The following is a 17,174-nucleotide window of genomic DNA, read 5'->3' as shown; positions in this document are numbered from 1 at the left end:
CTCTACTCCTCGATGTATTTGGCCAGCAATCCGATGAGCTGATCGTCGCTGAGATCGGCATACGCGACGCCGTCGCTGCCGACCACCACCAGCAGGCCGCAGGACTGCTCGGCGCCGGACAGCTTCTCCTGCGCCAGCCGGCGGCGGGTGGCCACCTCGTACACGGTCACCTGGTAGTCCGCGGCCTTCATCGGCACCGCCTGCGGGGACGGCTCGGACACCGCGCAGTCGGTCAGTCGTGCGCCGCCCGACCCGACCTGGTCCACGCACGCCACCACCTGCACCGTGGTCGGATCGGTCGGGTACCAGGCCTCCTTGAGCGGCTTGGTGGCCGGGTAGGGCAGGTGGAGCTTGGGGCGGACCAGGCGGTCGTCGCCGAAGGTGCGGTCGCGCACGCCGATCAGGGCCGGGTGCGGCGAGAGACCGGTGAACGTCGGGGCGGCCGGGTAGTACCAGCCGTCGCAGACCCGGAGGAGGTCCGCGTTCACTCGGACCGGGGTCGTACTCCGCTTCGACCCGGCCGGAACCGTGCCGGTGATCGCGGCGGCGCCGTTCGCCCCGCCCGAGTGCATCGGGCCGGACGGGGTGTCGTCGCCCGGGTCGGGGGCGAAGTGCAGGGCGATGGCGCCGCCGGCCGAGCAGGTCACGATGATCGCCACCACGATGCCGGCCCGCACCGCCATCCGACCGGCGAAGCCCATCCCGTAGGCCGGCACCGGCGGACCCAGGTACGGCTCGCGGGACTTCGGGTCGGGGCCGTAGCGGTTCGGGCCGGGCGTTCCGTCGGTCCGGAGCTGGACGAGCAGCATCAGCCCGCCGATCACCGGGATCAGCTGGATCAGGTAGTAGAAGCCGGAGTAGCCGGTGTCGTGCAGCCGGCGGACGGCGATCGCCAGCGCCGGGAGCTGCGACACCAGCACGTAGCCGAGGAAGAGGAACTCCAGGGTGGCCGGCACCGCGGTGAACCGGCCGTCCAGCGCCGCCGCCGACCCGGCGGTGGCGGCGAACAGGCCGATCTCGACGAGGATGTTGACCAGCGTGAAGATCCAGTATTCCGAGCGACGGGTACGACCGGTGAAGGTCCCGCAGCGCCGCCATCCCCCGATGAACGCACTCATTCGCGGCAGTTTAGGGGTGAACATCGATGCGAGCTGTCCCACTCACAGGTGATTAGGGACCTTGGTCCCTTGCCTTTTCTGTGAAGCAGTGATCCGTTCCGGTTTCCTGTGCGTACTGACTCCCAACAGCGACCGTCGATACGCCAAGGGAGGCACCCATGTTGTGGTGGCGTCGTGTGTGGGGTCCGGCGATTGCCGCAAGCGCGCTGATCCTGCTCCAGACGGGGCCGGCGGCCGCGTTCGCCGAACCCGGCGTTCCGGTGCCGCCCGGCGAGCTGCTCGGCGACACCAACGAGGGCGACGTGTCGGACGCCGACATCGACTTCGTGATCAAGGTGCGGCTGGCCGGCCTGTGGGAGATCCCGGCCGGCGAGATGGCCCAGAAGCAGTCGAAGGACCCGCGGATCCAGCAGATCGGCAAGAGCATCGCCGCGCAGCACGTGGTGCTCGACAAGCTCGACCGGGCGGCCGCGGCCAAGCTCAAGATCAAGCTGCCGAACCAGCCGAACAAGGACCAGCAGGGCTGGCTCGGCGAGATGCGCGACGCCCAGGGCGAGGACTTCGACCAGATCTACGTCGACCGGCTCCGTGCCGCGCACGGCAAGATCTTCCCGGCGATCGCGACGATCCGGACGTCGACCCGCAACGACACCGTGCGCAAGCTGGCCCAGCAGGCCAACCAGTTCGTGATGACGCACCTGACGCTGCTGGAGAGCAGCGGGATCGTCGACTACGCCGCGCTGCCGACCGCGCCCGCCCCGGCCGCCGCCACCACCACCAGCGCCGCCGCGCTGGCGTCGGTCGCCGATCAGCGGTCGTCGACGGCGACCAACCCGAACGTGATCCTCGGCGTCCTCGCCGCCGCGGTCGCCGCCGGTGGTTTCCTGACCTGGCGAATGATGGTGAGCAGGCGGCGCCCGGCGCGGAACCGCCGCTACCGTTACTGACCTCTTTCGGGCTGGTTTTCGCAGCCGGGGTGCGTCAGGCTTCCGAACATGAACGCACCTTCACTCGAGCGGATCCGCCGGGGCCTGATCGGCGCCGGCGCGGTCCTCGACGGCCCGTACGGTCCGCGGCGGACAACCCACGCGGACTACACGGCCTCCGGTCAGGCCCTGGACTTCGTCGAGGACTTCATCCGTTTCCGGGTGCTGCCCGGCTACGCGAACACGCACACCGAGGCCTCGGCCACCGGCGCGCAGACCGGCCTGCTGCGCGAACAGGCCCGGGCGATCGTGCGCCGCAGCGTCGGCGCCGGCCCCGACGACGTGGTGCTGTTCTGCGGCTCCGGCGCGACCGCCGCGGTCAACAAGCTGGTCGGCCTGCTCGGCCTGCGGCTGCCCGAGGCCCTCGACGACCGCTACGACCTGGCCGCGCACATCCCGCGCGCCGACCGCCCGGTCGTCTTCATCGGCCCCTACGAGCACCACTCCAACGAGCTGCCGTGGCGCGAGTCGATCGCCGAGGTGGTGCCGATCGGCGCCGACGCCTCCGGCCACGTCGACCTCGAAGACCTGCAAAAACACCTTCTTGCGTACGCCGATCGCCCGCTGCTGATCGGCGCGTTCTCGGCCGCCTCGAACGTCACCGGCATCCTCACCGACGTGACCGCGGTGTCCGCCCTGCTGCACGAGCACGGCGCCCTCGGGGTGTGGGACTACGCCGCCGCCGGCCCGTACGTGCCGATCGGCATGCACGACAAGGACGCCGTCTTCCTGTCCCCGCACAAGTTCGCCGGCGGCCCGCAGACCCCCGGCGTGCTGGTGGTGCGGCGCGCGCTGATGACGAACCGGGTGCCGGTCGTCCCCGGCGGCGGCACGGTCGCGTTCGTCGACCCGGTCGGCCACAAATACCTGGACGACCCGGTGGCCCGCGAGGAGGGCGGCACCCCCGCGATCGTCGAGTCGATCCGGGCCGGCCTGGTTTTCCAGGTCAAGGACGAGGTGGGTACGGACGTGATCGGCGCCCGCGACCACCAGCTGTGGCAGCGCCTGCTGACCCGATGGTCGACCGAGCCGCGCATCGAGATCCTCGGCGACCTGACCGCCGACCGCCTCCCGATCGTGTCGTTCCAGATCCGGGCGGGCGCCCGCTACCTGCACCACAACTTCGTGGTGGCGCTGCTCAACGACCTGTTCGGCATCCAGACGAGGGGTGGCTGTTCCTGCGCCGGCCCGTACGGCCACCGCCTGCTCGGCATCGACGACGCCCACTCCCGCGAGTTCCGCGACGAGATCGCGGCCGGCTGGGAGGGCATCAAGCCGGGTTGGTCCCGCCTGAACCTGGGCTGGTTCATCTCCGACGAGGTGGCCGACTACCTGGCCGAGGCGGTCCTGTTGATCGCCACCCACGGCGAACGCCTGCTGCCGGACTACCGCTTCAACCCGCACACGGGCCGCTGGACCCACCTGTCCCACACCGCCCCCACGATCAGCCTCGCGGACCTGACCCTGACCACCGACCTCCCACCCGCCCCGCGCACGCTGGGCGAGGAGGTCCTGCCTTCGCACCTGGCCGAGGCCCGGGCCCTGATGGAGTCCCGCCCCGACCCGATCGACGGCACCGCCCCCGGCCTGCCCCCAAGCTTCGAAAAGCTCCGCTGGTTCCTCCTGCCGGACATCTGCCTTCAGCCGTCCGCGGAGGCCCAGCTGTTACGGTCGTGAGACGAAGTGAGCGTGCAGCCAGTTGACTAGTGACATCTGGTCTTGGGACCAGTAGGGTGAAGGGGTGTTGGCCACTATGCCGAGCATCAATCTGCCGCCCATCGAGGACCTCGACGTCGATGACCTTGCATCGTTGCCCTCGGGATACCGCTACGAGCTGCACGACGGGAGCCTCGTCATCATGACGCCATCCACCTACTGGCATAAGCGGATGGCGCGCCGGCTCATGTTCATGCTCGATGCGGTCGGCCTCGAAGCCATGCAGGACACGGGAATCCGCGGGGATCGGCCGCGGGACAGTCGTCTGCCCGACCTCGGCGTGGTCAAGGATCTTCCGCCCGACGTCGCCGACTACTCCAACCTGCCTGGTTCCGCCTTTCAACTGATCATCGAGATCGTTTCGGAGAACTCCGCGAACGGCGAATACACCGAGAAGGCCGGGTGGTATGCGGAGCGCGGTATCCCCGAGTACTGGATCGTCGACCGCACGGCGGAGCGTTCGCACGACGACGCGTTGGTGCACCTTCACCGCCTGACGCTTTCGGGCGGCGTCGCGCCAGCCTACGTTCGCCAGCGCACCGTCCGGCTCTCCGAGCTGGAGGCGGAGTTCACTGCGAAGGGCAAGTCGTGAACGGCGGAGGCCGGTCGCTGGGCGGCCGGCCTCCGGGTTTGTTCGTCATCAGCCCTTTCCGGGCTTGCCGGGCTTGTTTCCGGGCCATCCCTGACCCTGACCCTGGTTCTGGTTCTGGTTCTGGTCCTGGTCCTGGTCGGGCCAACTCGGGCTCGGGCCCTGGTTCTGGCCCTGGCCGGGCCAACCCTGGTTCTGGCCGGGCCAGCCGTTGTTGTTGCGGTCGGCCTTCAGCACCCACTGGTTGCGGTACGGGCCCCAGTTGACCTGGTCGCAGTCCGGGTCGTCCCAGCGGTGCTGGGCGTCGCCCAGCCGGCCGACCCACTCGCAGTCGAACCGGTTGCTGAAGTAGCCGATGGTGTCCTGGTTGTTGTGCGGAGGCGGTGCTGGGCTCGCCTGCGCCGGTCCGGCGCCGATGACGGCGGTCAGAAGCGTGGCTCCGAGCAGCATCGACAGCTTTGTCGTGGTGCGCATGTCCGTCCTCCCTCTTCGTGACATGACCCGACCAGGCCATCACGGGGGAGGGGGATGTGTCTGACGAACCGGACTTTTGCCACCGCTTTCGGCTCAGCGCTCCAGGCGGTGCGCCAGCCAGGCCGTCGCCTGCGGGTAGCGGTAGTCGATGCCGCCGTGCGCCGCCGGGAACAGCTCGAAGTGCACCCGCTCGTCGGGGACGCCGATCCGCGCCAGGCCCTGCCGGAACGCCTCGGCGCCCAGGTCGAGGAACCACTCGTCGCGGGTGCCGGCGTCGATCCAGATGGCCCGCTGGGAGCGCAGCGCGTCGGCGTACCGGTCGATCATCCGGATCGGGTCCCACGCCAGCCAGCGCTCCCACAGCTCGGGGATCAGCTCCCCGCTGCGCGGGTCGACCGGCAGCCGCGGGGTGCCGTCGGGGTCGGGGGAGAAGGCGGCGGCGCAGCCGAGGGTGAGAACGAGTAGCTGGTCGTGCTCCTTGGTGAACGGGGTACGGCCGCGGAAGTCCGCCCACCACTTCAGGATGTCGTGGTCGTAATCGCGCAGCGCCCGCACGGTCTTGGCGAACTCGTTGAGGTAGCTGTACTCGTACAGGGCGTCGCCGGCGTGGGTGGCGAGCGCGCCGAACAGATCGGGCCGCAGCATCGGGGTGATCATCGCGCCGAAGCCGCCGGACGACTTCCCGCTGATCCCGCGGGACGCCGGCGCCGCGATCGTCCGGAAGTGCGCATCCACCCAAGGGACAACCTCATTGCAGAGGTACGAGTGGTACGCCCCGGTCCCGGCCGAGTCGACGAACTGCGACCCGCCGTAGGCCGTCCACGCGTCGACGTAGACCAGGATGCAGCCGGGCGCCTCACCTCGGGCGAACACCGCGTCCGCGGTCTCGATGAACGGCTGCCGGAACGGCGTCCGGTTGGCCCACATGCCGATGTGCCCGGTGTACCCCTGGATCACGTAGATCGCCGGATAGCGCCGATCATCCGATTCGTAGCCGGGCGGCGTGTAGACCCACAGCGGCCGCACGTGCGGATCGCCGAGCGGATTGCCGCGCAGCAGCTCCGACTCGATCGTCTCGTGGTGCAGTTCCCCGGCGAGCTCGTGATCCCATGGCAGCACGATCGCCAGCGTAGTTCGGCCCCAGGCGCCGAAGGCGCCCCTTTAAAGTTGAGCGATCCGGCGAAAAGGGTTATTTCGGCTGCTCGGGACCGGGTCGCGCACGGCGGCCCGGCAGGCCGGTGCACTCTTTCTCCTGGCCGGGCTGCTCGGCGTCGCCGCCATCGGCAACGATCCCGGCCACGCCGGCAACCTGCTGACCGTCGCCGGCTGTGACTTCGCGCTCGGGCTCGTGGCCCTGCTGGTGCCGTGGGACCGGATGCGGCGGAACGCCCCGGCCCTGCTCGGCCTCTTCGGGTTCGCCGTCCTCGGGCTCGCCACCTGGTCGTTCGGCGGCATCGCGGGCGGCACCGGGCCGTTCCTCGTGCTGCTCTACGCGTGGGCGGCGCTGCACTTCCCGCGCTGGATCCTGCTCGCCTACGCGGCGCCGGCCACCGCCGCCTACCTCGTCCCGCTGATCGTCACCCACCAGCCGCCGATGGTGGTCGGCAGCGCGTTCATCTTCATGCCGGTCGCGGTCGCCGTCGCCCTGCTCGTCGAGGCGCAGGCCCGCCACCTGCGCGACGACCGGGAACGCCTGGCCCGGATCGAGCAGTGGCGCTCCGCGATGGTCAACACCCTGGCCCACGACGTACGGTCACCGCTCTCGACCGTACGCATGACGCTCGAAGAATTGAAGGAGAGCGCAACCGGGCACGAGGAGCGGATGGTCGATGCCGCCCTGCGGCAGACCGCACGGGTTTTCCGGCTGGCCGACGGGCTGCTCGACATGCAGCGGATCGACAGCACCGGTCATCTCAAGCTGGACCGTCGCGAGGTGCGGGCGCGGACCCTGGTGCAGGACGCCCTGGTCTACGTGCGCATCGACCAGGAGCTGATCATCGACGTCGCCGACGACCTGGTGGTCTGCGTCGACAAGCAGCGCTTCGAGCAGATCCTGGTCAACCTGGTCGGCAACGCGCTGCGCTACGGCAAGCCGCCGGTGGTGATCCGATTCGCCCGGGAGGGTGGTTTCGACCGCCTCGAGGTGCGCGATCACGGGCCGGGCATCCCGGACGAGCTGCGCTCGACCCTGTTCGGACAGTTCGCGGTCGGCGGTCCGGAGGGTGTCGGGCTCGGGCTCTGGATCGTCCGGCAGCTGGCCGTCGCCCATGGTGGCGAGGCCGCGGCCGAGGCCCGCGAGCCGGGCCTCGCCATGGTCATCACGTTCCCGGTTCCGGCGCCCGGTCGCGCAGAGTAACTCTTTGGCATCAGAAACCCCGATTGCCTCACTTGACAGGGTGAGGTGTGATTGACGCGGCTCGCTATCATCGCGAGCCCGGTTGTGCACCGGGTCGATCGAGCGCTGGGTCACGGGGTGGTGGAGCGGTGAGTTCCTGGTTGCGGCGTCGCGATCACAATATTTTTTTCAATGTGTCCGCGTTCCTGATCTGCGGACTGTTGACCGGTGTCGTCGTCGCGGCGGCGGTGTTCCCGGTGGCCGCGATGTCGGGGCTGGCGGCGCGGGCCGGCAACCAGGCGTTCGCGAGCCTGCCGAGCGAGATCAAGCAGTTCCGCTCGCCGCAGATCACCCGCATCTACGCGTCCGACAACAAGACGCAGATCGCGCAGTTCTACGACGAGTTCCGCAGCGACGTCGCGTTGAAGGACATCTCGAAGTACATGCCCGCCGCGATGATCGCGGCCGAGGACCGGGAGTTCCCCAACCACAACGGTGTCGACATCAAGGGTGTCGCCCGGGCGCTGGTCAGCAACAACAACGGCAAGTCCTCCAAGCAGGGCGCCTCGACCATCACCATGCAGTTGGTCCGGATGTCCCTGGCCTACTCGGCGACCAACCCGCAGGAGGTCGTCGACGCCACCAAGGACACGCCGCAGCGCAAGGTCACCGAGATGAAGTACGCCATGCAGCTCGAGAAGGAGCTGTCCAAGGACCAGATCATCGAGCGGTACCTGAACATCGCGCCGTTCGGCAAGCAGACGTACGGGATCTTCGCGGCCAGTCAGGTCTACTTCAACAAGAAGCCGAAGGACCTGACCATCGGCCAGGCCGCGATGCTGGCCGGCATCGTGCGGGCGCCGTCGTGGTACGACCCGACCACCGCCAAGGGCTACGAGGAGCTGCGGCAGCGGCGCAACGCGTACGTTCTGCCGGGCATGGTCCTGACCGGCGCGATCACCCAGGCCGAGGCGGACAAGGCGGGCAAGGAGCCGATCCCGAAGCAGGTGCGGCAGATCAGCAACGGCTGCGTCGCGGTGGCGAAGAACGACTGGGGCTTCTTCTGCGACTTCTTCTACCGCTGGTGGCTGGGGCGCGAGGAGTTCGGCGCCACGGCGTACGACCGGGAGCGCCGGCTGAAGTCCGGTGGTTACCGGATCACCACGACGCTGGACGTCGAGGCCCAGAAGGACGCCCGCAAGCGGGTCTCCGACCAGATCTCCGACGGCAACAAGAACGCCCTGCTGCTGGCGGCGGTGGCACCCGGCTCCGGCAAGGTGCGGCTGCTCGCCGCCAACCGCCGGTTCAAGCTGGACGACAAGGCCCACCCGGCGAACAAGATCTCGTCCGATCCGGCGAAGGCCCGCAAGGGCATCCGCGGCACCTACCCGAACACCACCAACCCGCTGCTCACCGGCGGCGGGGACATCACCGGCTACCAGGCCGGCTCGGTGATGAAGATGTTCACCATGGTGGCCGCCCTGGAGAAGGGCTATCCGCTGGCCTACACGATCAAGGCGGAGAAGCAGTACAAGTCCGGCTACATCATCAGCTCCAGCAGCGACTCGGCCTGCGAGGGTACGCATTTCTGGTGCCCGCAGAACTCGGGCGGCGGCGGCGAGGGCGTCTACAACATGTGGACCGGCTTCGGTAAGTCGATCAACACGTTCTTCGTGCCGCTGGAGGAGCGGGTCGGCGCGGAGAACGTGGTGAGCGTGGCCAAGCGGTTCGGTGTGAAGTTCCGGGCGCCGAGCGACGCCGTGCTGGCCCAGCCGGGCAACTCGCACCAGTGGGGCGCGTTCACCCTGGGCGTCTCGTCGACCACCCCGCTCGACATGGCCAACGCGTACGCGACGCTGGCCGGCGACGGGATGTACTGCGAGCCGACCCCGATCGAGCAGATCACCACGATCAGCGGGGAGAAGCTCGACGTCGGCAAGCCGCAGTGCACCCGCGCCACCAGCCCCGACGTGGCCCGGGCCGCGCTCGACGCGACCCGCTGCCCGGTCGGCGACTCGGCCCAGCTCGGCAGCTGCAACGGCGCCACCGCCCGGGCGACCCGCGGCGTGGTCGGCCACCCGGTGTTCGGCAAGACCGGCACCACCGACGCCGACAAGACCGCCGCGCTGATCGCCGGCACCACCTCGCTGGTGGTGGCCGGGTACCTGGTCAACCCGGACTGGCAGGCGCACCGCGACCACATGGAGCACTCCACGGTCAACCCGGCGGTCTGGAACACGCTGGGCGACTACATGAAGGGCAAGCCGAAGATCCAGTTCAAGCGCCCGGAGAGCCGGAAGATCGCGATCGGCGACCAGCGGTCGATCCCGGACGTCGAGTGCCTGACGGTGAGCCGGGCCCGCAGCCGGATCGCCGGCGCCGGCTTCTCGGTCTGGGTCGCCAACGGCCAGGTCGACTCGAAGTGCCCGGCCGGCACGGCCGCCGGCACCGATCCGAGCGGCCGCACCATCAAGGGCGGCGTGGTGGTCATCCAGGTGAGCAACGGCAAGGGCGCCACGCCCGGGGCGCCGACCCCACCGACACCGGGACGACCACCCGGGCGCTGACCTTCCCGGCGGGGCCGGTACCTAGGTAACTGATTTGCCGGCGGGCGGGAGCCCGCCCGCCGGCTCGTCGATCAACCGAGGTACTTCTCCCAGGGGCCGGTGATGGCCAGCGTGATGCCCGGCACCTGGATGTTGACGAAAAGGACCTTTCCGTCCGGCGAGAAGGTCGGGCCGGTGAACTCCGAATAGGTCGGTGCGCCGTTCGCGGTGCCGTTGCTGATCTGGTTGCGGGCGATCGCGTAGGTCGGGCCGCCCGGCACCGAGCTCAGCACGTGCGAGGCGCGGACGCCGTCCTCGGCCAGCACGAGCGTGCCCCACGGCGTGACCGTCACGTTGTCCGGGCCGTCGAAGGTCAGGTCGGCGTACTTCGGGAACGCGCCCTCGGTCGCCGCCGCCGGGTTGTGCGGGAAGTACGTGGTCAGCGTGATCGTCTGGTCGGCGTAGTCGTAGAACCAGACCATGCCGTCGTGCCGGGTGGCGTCGGCGGGCAGGTCGGCGTCGGCGAACGCGAAGCTGTTGACGATGTAGCAGCCCTTGCCGGTGCTCCAGACGCCCTCGAACTTCTTGCCGCGGGTGACCGTGCCGTCGGCGAACTGCTTGCGGATCGGGGTGGTCTTCGCGTCCCGCTCCGGCACCTCGATCCAGGTCACCTTGAAGGGGCGACCAAGCTGCGCCGACGTCAGATAAGCAACGTCCGGCAGCACCGAACCGTCGTCGAGGCGGATCTGCATCGCCTCCAGCTTGCCGGCCGTGTCGCCGAGCCAGTTGGCGGCGCCCTCGCGCAGCCGGACGCCGTGCGGCGCGGTCCAGCGGTAGAACAGGCCGGTCGGGCCGCTCGCGTCCTCGGAGAGGTAGACGCGCTGCAGGCTCGGCTCGACGGCGAGCGCCTCGTGCTCGTACCGCCCGAACGCCTTGATCGGCTTGGGCAGCTGGTGCTGGGAGTCGCCGGTGAGCACCTCGAAGACGTACCCGTGGTCCTTGGCGTAGGTGCCGGTGTCGGTGCCGGCCGTCCAGGCCGTGCCGGCGTTGATGAAGGTCTCCTCGCAGGTGTACCAGGTGCCCCACGGGGTGACGCCGCCGGCGCAGTTGCGCACCGTGCCGGAGATGCCGACCCACTCGGCGGTCGCCTTGCCGTTGCCGTCGGTGGTGATCACCGTGCAGCCGCCGGCGTTCGGCGCACCCGGGTCGTAGACGGTTCCGGCGATGTGCGGAACACCGTATGTCGACATGTGCGGGGTCATTTCGTGATTCTGGATGACGGTCAGCCGGTTGCGCCCGGCGCCGACCACTCCGGTGCCGTCGTGATAGGCGGGCGTCTTTCCCTGACCCGAGGAAAGCTCACTCACACCTTCGCGGGTGACGATCTTGTAAGAAAAGCCGGCCGGCAGCGCCAGAATGCCATTCGGGTCGTCCTGCAGCGGCGGGAACGGCCGCCCTTTTGACCTGCTCGAACCGTGTGCGGCGGCCGGCTCGGCCAGGGTCGGCAGCGAGCCGGCGACGGTCAGGCCGACACCCGCGGTGCCACCGGCAAGAATTTGACGACGACTCAGGGTCATCCGATTTCCCCTTTGATTTTTCGAGTTACCGATCGCCACCGACTATCCATTTTGGCTCTGGCCCTCGAACGACATTACGGGAAACGGCGGGTGACCACGGCGTATGGTCCGGCTGACTTAGGGGTGCCTTATCTGGAATTGGCAGGACACGCCGGTGACGGGTAAAGATGCAGCATGACGACCGTGGTACGTGCTCTGCTGGCCGGCAGTCTGGCGCTCACCCTGGCTGCCGCATGCTCCTCCTCGGACGAGAGCGCCGAGGGGGCCGAGCCGGCGACCACCGTGCCGCCGTCGAGCGGCCCGGCGCCCGAGCTGACCGGCACCACCGTGCGCGCCCTGGCCGGCACCGGCTCCGCGCCCTTCGACCAGACCCGGCAGCTGCAGGCCCCACCGGGCTGGACGGTCACCGTCTGGGCGCGGGTCCCCAGCGCCCGGCTGCTGGCCTGGACCCCGGACAAGCGGCTGCTCGTCTCCCGGCCCAAGATCGGCGACGTCGTCGAGCTCGTGCCCGGCCAGGGCGACGCGCCACCGGCCCAGCGCACCCTGGTCGAGGGCCTCACCCAGCCGCACGGGCTGGCCTTCGCCGGCGACACCCTCTACGTGGCCGAGAGCAACCAGGTCGACAGCTTTGCCTATAACGACGGCGCGCTCTCCGGCAAGAAGGTGGTCGCCGGCGGCCTGCCCGACGCGAAGAGCCCCGAGCTGGGCGGCGCCTACGCGCACGCGCTCAAGAGCGTCGCGGTCGGTAAGGACGGCGCGATCTACGTCTCGATCGGCTCGACCGGCAACATCTCGGCCGACGACCGGGACGCGAAACCCGAGCGGGCCTCGATCCTGCGGGTGCCGCCGGGTGGTGGGCCGGCCACCACCTTCGCCCGCGGCGTGCGCAACGGCACCGGGCTGGCCGTCGACCCGGACGGTGGCGTCTGGACCGCGGTCAACAACCGGGACAACATCGAATACCCCTACGAGGGCTCCGACCAGGGTGATGTCCTCACGTGGTACGTCAACGACCACCCGATCGAGCCGCTCGCGAAGCTGACCCAGGGCCGCGACCTCGGCTGGCCGTACTGCAACCCCGACCCCGATCTGCAGCCCGGCAAGAAGGACTCGCCGCTGAGCTACACCGCCCGGCCGTTCGTGCGCGACCTGCAGACCAACGCCGACGGGTCCAAGCTCGACTGCGCCAAGCTGGCGCCGGTCGAGCAGGGGATGGGCGCGCACAGCGCGCCGCTGGGGTTGAGCTTCGCGGTTTCGCCGGGGCTTCCCGGAGCGTACGGCGAGGGAGCGCTCGCCGGCATCCACGGATCCTGGAACCGTAAGCCGCCGCGCGCGCCCGAGGTGTCGTTCTTCCCCTGGCGCAACGGGACGCTCGGCGCCCAGCAGACCTTGCTGACCGGCTTCCAGAACAAGGACGGCTCGCGCTGGGGGCGGCCGGTCGCGGCGGTGCAGGGCCCGGACGGCGCACTGTACGTGAGCGACGACCTCGCCGGCGCCGTCTACCGCGTCGCGGGGTCTTGATCACCGGCACGTGCGGACGGGTAGCCCCGCGGTGCTCACCCCGGAGGTGCTGGTCAGCGCGTTCGACCTCCACGCCCGTGTGGTTCCTGATCCCGTGACCGGCACCCCGCTCGTTGTCCCCGGAGAAGACAACTGAACCCTCCGGAGGAAGCCCCCCATGAAGAAGATAGTCATCGCGATGCTGGCCGCCGCCGCTCTCGTGCTCACCGGCTGCTCCAGCTCCACCGAGGGGTCGGCCGCGGCCGCGGCCGAAGCGGGCCCGTGGACCTTCACCGACGACCTCGGCAAGACCGTCACCCTCGATCACCGGCCGGCCCGGGTGGCCGGCCTCAACGAGCTCGTGGTGTCGCTGATGCAGTACGGCATCACGCCGGTCGCCGCCTGGGGCTACTCGTCGATCAAGAACGACGACCGCTTCAAGAGCCTGGACACGTCCAAGGTCACCGAGGTCGGCGCGACCTTCGGCGAGATCGACATCGAGAAGCTCACCGCGGCCGCGCCCGAGCTCATCGTGGCGCACGTCTACCCGACCGACGAGAAGGGCACGATCGACAAGACCCAGCCCGACTACGGCTTCAAGGACGTGGCGCAGCAGACCCAGATCGCCAAGATCGCTCCGATCGTGACGATCCTGATGGGTGGCGACGGCGCGAGCGTGATCAAGCGGACCACCGAGCTGGCCACCTCGCTCGGCGCGCCGGCCGACAAGGTCGCGGCGGCGGAGAAGACCTACACCGCGGCCAAGACCGACCTGAAAGCGGCCGCGACCGAGAGCAAGGTGCAGGTCACCGCGCTCTACGCGGACGCCGACGGGGTCAGCGTGGCGAAGGCACAGGACGACCCGGCGCTGCGGCTCTACGCCGACACCGGGGTCGACTTCTTCAAGCCGACGCCGGACGGTTTCTACTGGGGCAACTACAGCTGGGAGAACGCCGGGAAGATCGGTGGCGACGTGTTCCTGCTGAACGCGACCGGCTACCAGACCGCCGAACTGCTCAAGCAGCCGACGATCGCGGCGACCGCGGCGGTCAAGGCCGATCAGATCCACCCGTGGAGCTCGTCCGGCCTCGACTACGTCTCCCAGGCGGCCTACATGACGCAGCTGGCGGGCTTCCTCCGCGGGTCCAAGAAGGTCAGATAAGACCGTTTTGGGTAAAACGCACGTTTGTGCCGATGGCGAGACAGTGCGCACTTGACCGCTACCGGTAGATCACCCTCTCAATAAGCAATCCGGACAACCCTCGCGTATCCGATTGTCTGGAGAAGGCTTGATCTCGCCAGCCCGTGTCTCGCCGACCCGTGTCTCGCCGGCCCGGAAGCAGCATGCGTCCGTTCCCGCCCTCATCGCTCTGGCCGCCGTCGCCGCCGCTCTGCCCGCGGCGCCGGCGGCCGCTGCGCCCTCACCTGCCGTTCCGTCCGCCGTGCCGGCTGCCGCGGACGGCTGTGCCCGCTTCACCGCGGAGTCGCAGGCCGATCTCGTGAAGATCACGGCCCTCGACGCCCGAAACCCCGAAATTCCACCCCTTCTTGATGTACGCCTGGCCAGCGCACGCGGCACCGTGGACAGTTCCGCCGAGACGCGCAAGACCGTCGCGACCGGACGGTATGCCGACGCGAAGCTGGCCGGCCTGCAACTACCCGGCCTGCCGTCGGCCCGGACCACCGCCGAACGGGTCGCCCCCGGGGAGGCGGCCGGGGACACCACGGTCGGCCTGGCCGAGCTGGAGGCGGGCGGGCTGGCGACCGTCTCGCTCGGGAAAGCCGTCGCCGACGCGCGCTGGACCGACGCGTACAGCTGCACGGAAGCCGGACCCCTCACCCGGGCCGGAACCATGCTCACCGGCGTCGCCCTCCTGGGCGGCGGCCGCCGGACGGCGCTGTTGCGTCTCGGGCCGAGCGGGTCGACGCGGAGTGCCACCGATCTGGTGCGGCTGCCCGGCGGGCGGCGTGGGGTCGCGGCCAGTGCCGGGATCGCGCTGACCGACCTCACGCTGTTCGGCGGGACGCCGCAGGAAATCTCGGTGAAGGTGCTCACCCAGCCGACGCTGACCGTGATCGCCGACGGTGGGCGGCCGCGGATCGACTATCGGCCGGCGACCCTCGCCGTCACCGCCGGTGGCAAGTCGATGGCAACGCTGAGCAACGACAACAACAGCGTCGGGCTCAGTGTGCTCGAGCGGGTGTCGGAGCGGGACCAGCTGTCGCTGCTGGGGGTGCGGCTGTCGATCGGGGAACCGCGGGAGGAGGTGTCCGAGCGGGGTGGGCGCGCCGAGGTGGCGGCGTTGCGGCTCGAGGTGACGCTCGGGCGGGTCCACGTGCTGGACGTCGCGCTGGGTTACCTGTCCGCGTCGGCCTCTCTCGGTCCGGCCGTTCTGGCTCCGGCGGCCCTGGCCCCGCCCAGGTCGGCTCCGCTCGGGTCGGCTCCGCCCGCGCCGGTTTGGCTTTCTCGCGACGAGGTGCCGGTCTCCGGCTGGGGCGCGCCGGTCGCTCAGGATCGCCCGGAAGAGGCCGGTGTCCTGGCGGTGACCGGGGCGAACGTCGCGGCGATCGGGACCGGTGGCGGCGCACTGCTGTTCCTCGGGGTGATCACCCTGGTGCTGGTGCGCCGCCGCCTCGACCGATAGGTCAGTTCACGAAGTCCTGGGTGAACCAGACCTTTCCATTGGAATCGCGGGTGACCGCGAGCCCGATCCGCTTGAACGAGGTGTTCAGCAGGTTCTTGCGGTGCCCGTCGTTCGGCGCCACCTCGGCCATCATCAGGTCGGTCAGCCCGTTGGCCGCCGCGATGATCGACGCGTTGGTGTTCGACGCGTTGCCCTGCCCGATGTTCTCGCCCGCGGCGTTCCAGGAGACGCCCGCGGCGCTGAACCGATCACCCAGGCCGGCCTCGCCGGGGCACTGGTGCGACAGGCCGCAGCCGCCGGCCATCAGCGCGTTGTGCGCCACCGAGGCCGCCGAGAGCTCCGGGCTCAGGGTCAGCGCGGCCACCCCGTTGGCGGCCCGCGCGGCGTTGATGTGCTCCAGCGCCGCCGCGATGACCGGGTCGGTGGCCGGGTTCGTGGTCGGCGCGACGGTCGCCGGTGCGCTGGTCGGAGCCGTGGTCGGCGTGGTGGTCGCCGGCGTGGTGGCGGCCGGCTCGGTGGTCGGCGGCGTGGTGCCCGGCTCCGTCGTCGGCGGGTCGACCGGCGGCGTCGTCGGGGCGGTGGTGCCCGGCTTCGTCGTGGTCGGCGTGGCCGTGGGGGAGTAGGTCGGTCGCGGCCGGTGCCGGCCCGCGAGGGCCTCGGTGGTGGCCGGGCCGAGCGATGCGGCGGCGGGACGGGCCTGATGCGGACGGTTGAACGTCCGCGCCGAGGCGACCCCGACCCCGGTCGCGCCGAGCAGGGCGACGGTGACGCCGGCCATGACGACGTAGCGGGTCCGGGTGGGCTTGCGGTGGCGCGTGAGCACAGTAATCCTCGTCGATCTGTTGTCGTGGGGCGACGGCCCACTATGCGGGGATTCGCTCCGGCCCGCACGCCACTTCAGGAGTCCTTAAAGATCGGCACAGGCGGGCGTAAGCCGAACCGTGGGTACTGTTTGTCGCCTATGACTGGTCGCCGTCTCGCTCTGATCCTCGGTGCCGTGGTGCTGGTCCTGGCCGCGGTCAACGTCGCCGGCAAGTTCGGCCCCCGGCACACCGGTCTCGTCGCCGGCCCGCTCGTCGCCGGAATCCTGGTGGTGATCGCCCGCCGGGCCGGGCTGACCTGGCGCGATCTGGGCCTGTCCCGCCGCACCCTGCTGCCCGGCCTGAAATACGCGGTCGGTGCGGTGCTGGCGGTCGCGGTCGTCTACGCGATCGGCATCGCCCTGCCGCTGACCCGGCCGGCCTTCCAGGACGTCCGCTACCACCTGCACCCGGGTGCCGCCCTGATGACCGCGTTCATCGTGGTGCCGCTCGGCACCGTGCTGCTCGAGGAGATCGCCTTCCGCGGCGTCCTGCTCGGCCTGATCAACCGGCACCGCGGCGCCACCTGGGCCAGCATCACCTCGTCGGTCCTGTTCGGCCTGTGGCACATCCTGCCGTCGCTGCGCCTCAACAGCGCCAACCAGGCGGTCGGCTCGGCGTTCGGCTCCGGCGCCACCGGCCGGGTGCTGGCCGTGCTCGGCGCGGTCGCGTTCACCGCGGTGGCCGGCCTGCTGCTGTGCGAGCTGCGCCGGCGCAGCGGCAGCCTGCTCGCCGCGGCCGCCCTGCACTGGGCCACCAACGGCCTGGGCCTGCTGGCCGCCTCGGCCCTGGCCGCCACCCGCTTCGCCTAGGCCCTACGAAACAGGG

The 17,174-nt window shown here is 70.1% G+C and carries 14 protein-coding genes; 9 read left to right on the top strand and 5 right to left on the bottom strand.

All coding sequences use genetic code 11. The features are described 5' to 3' along the window. Positions 1–2 precede the first annotated feature (2 nt). On the bottom strand, positions 3–1,118 hold the full coding sequence (locus tag Adu01nite_RS21400; RefSeq protein WP_203728694.1) for a DUF805 domain-containing protein: 1,116 nt from the start codon (positions 1,116–1,118) through the stop codon (positions 3–5). A gap of 158 nt (positions 1,119–1,276) precedes the next feature. Between Adu01nite_RS21400 and Adu01nite_RS21395 the strand changes: the two genes are divergently transcribed. From Adu01nite_RS21395 to Adu01nite_RS21385, 3 genes are all read left to right on the top strand, one after another. Continuing rightward, entirely contained in the window at positions 1,277–2,065 is a 789-nt protein-coding gene (locus Adu01nite_RS21395) for a DUF4142 domain-containing protein (protein ID WP_203728693.1), read from the top strand. 48 nt (positions 2,066–2,113) lie between these two features. After that, positions 2,114–3,781 (top strand): aminotransferase class V-fold PLP-dependent enzyme, encoded by a 1,668-nt coding sequence (locus Adu01nite_RS21390; protein ID WP_203728692.1) that lies wholly within the window; start codon positions 2,114–2,116, stop codon positions 3,779–3,781. A 76-nt stretch (positions 3,782–3,857) separates the two neighbouring features. Beyond that, complete coding sequence (locus tag Adu01nite_RS21385; protein WP_203728691.1) at positions 3,858–4,412, top strand: Uma2 family endonuclease; 555 nt, start codon at positions 3,858–3,860, stop codon at positions 4,410–4,412. Between the two features lie 48 nt (positions 4,413–4,460). Here Adu01nite_RS21385 and Adu01nite_RS21380 read toward each other — a convergent pair whose 3' ends face one another. Together Adu01nite_RS21380 and Adu01nite_RS21375 are read right to left on the bottom strand one after the other, a co-directional pair. Next, complete coding sequence (locus Adu01nite_RS21380; protein WP_203728690.1) at positions 4,461–4,883, bottom strand: hypothetical protein; 423 nt, start codon at positions 4,881–4,883, stop codon at positions 4,461–4,463. 93 nt (positions 4,884–4,976) lie between these two features. Further along, a complete protein-coding gene (locus tag Adu01nite_RS21375) occupies positions 4,977–6,002 on the bottom strand; it encodes an alpha/beta hydrolase (RefSeq protein ID WP_239132597.1) in 1,026 nt (341 codons plus the stop codon). A 229-nt stretch (positions 6,003–6,231) separates the two neighbouring features. On the opposite strand from Adu01nite_RS21375, the gene Adu01nite_RS21370 reads away from it, so the two are divergent. Both Adu01nite_RS21370 and Adu01nite_RS21365 read left to right on the top strand, forming a co-directional pair. Continuing rightward, positions 6,232–7,239: a sensor histidine kinase gene (locus Adu01nite_RS21370; RefSeq protein WP_239132596.1), complete on the top strand. Its 1,008-nt coding sequence runs from the start codon at positions 6,232–6,234 to the stop codon at positions 7,237–7,239. A gap of 128 nt (positions 7,240–7,367) precedes the next feature. Then, positions 7,368–9,785 (top strand): penicillin-binding protein, encoded by a 2,418-nt coding sequence (locus Adu01nite_RS21365; protein ID WP_203728689.1) that lies wholly within the window; start codon positions 7,368–7,370, stop codon positions 9,783–9,785. Between the two features lie 71 nt (positions 9,786–9,856). On the opposite strand, the gene Adu01nite_RS21360 is transcribed toward Adu01nite_RS21365, so the two are convergent. Continuing rightward, positions 9,857–11,341, bottom strand: coding sequence for an alkaline phosphatase PhoX (locus Adu01nite_RS21360; RefSeq protein WP_203728688.1), 1,485 nt, complete (start codon positions 11,339–11,341; stop codon positions 9,857–9,859). A gap of 174 nt (positions 11,342–11,515) precedes the next feature. On the opposite strand from Adu01nite_RS21360, the gene Adu01nite_RS21355 reads away from it, so the two are divergent. The 3 genes from Adu01nite_RS21355 (at position 11,516) to Adu01nite_RS21345 (ending at position 15,486) form a co-directional block, all read left to right on the top strand. Beyond that, a complete protein-coding gene (locus Adu01nite_RS21355; RefSeq protein ID WP_203728687.1) occupies positions 11,516–12,862 on the top strand; it encodes a PQQ-dependent sugar dehydrogenase in 1,347 nt (448 codons plus the stop codon). Between the two features lie 157 nt (positions 12,863–13,019). Beyond that, complete coding sequence (locus Adu01nite_RS21350) at positions 13,020–14,003, top strand: ABC transporter substrate-binding protein (protein WP_203728686.1); 984 nt, start codon at positions 13,020–13,022, stop codon at positions 14,001–14,003. Positions 14,004–14,130: 127 nt separating this feature from the next. Next, the gene (locus tag Adu01nite_RS21345; protein ID WP_203728685.1) at positions 14,131–15,486 is read left to right on the top strand and encodes a hypothetical protein; all 1,356 of its coding nucleotides are present in this window, start codon (positions 14,131–14,133) and stop codon (positions 15,484–15,486) included. 1 nt (position 15,487) lies between these two features. On the opposite strand, the gene Adu01nite_RS21340 is transcribed toward Adu01nite_RS21345, so the two are convergent. Further along, positions 15,488–16,309 carry a CAP domain-containing protein gene (locus tag Adu01nite_RS21340; protein ID WP_239132595.1) on the bottom strand — a complete coding sequence of 274 codons (822 nt, stop codon included), beginning with the start codon at positions 16,307–16,309 and terminating at the stop codon, positions 15,488–15,490. A 138-nt stretch (positions 16,310–16,447) separates the two neighbouring features. Here Adu01nite_RS21340 and Adu01nite_RS21335 point away from each other — a divergent pair, with 138 nt between their 5' ends. Further along, positions 16,448–17,158, top strand: a complete 711-nt coding sequence (locus tag Adu01nite_RS21335) for a CPBP family intramembrane glutamic endopeptidase (protein WP_203728684.1) — start codon at positions 16,448–16,450, stop codon at positions 17,156–17,158. The last annotated feature ends 16 nt before the right edge of the window (positions 17,159–17,174 follow it).

Source organism: Paractinoplanes durhamensis (assembly GCF_016862175.1).
Taxonomy (GTDB): Bacteria; Actinomycetota; Actinomycetes; order Mycobacteriales; family Micromonosporaceae; genus Actinoplanes; species Actinoplanes durhamensis.
Note: the sequence above shows the minus strand (reverse complement) of the source record. Positions and strands in the feature narration are given on the sequence as shown.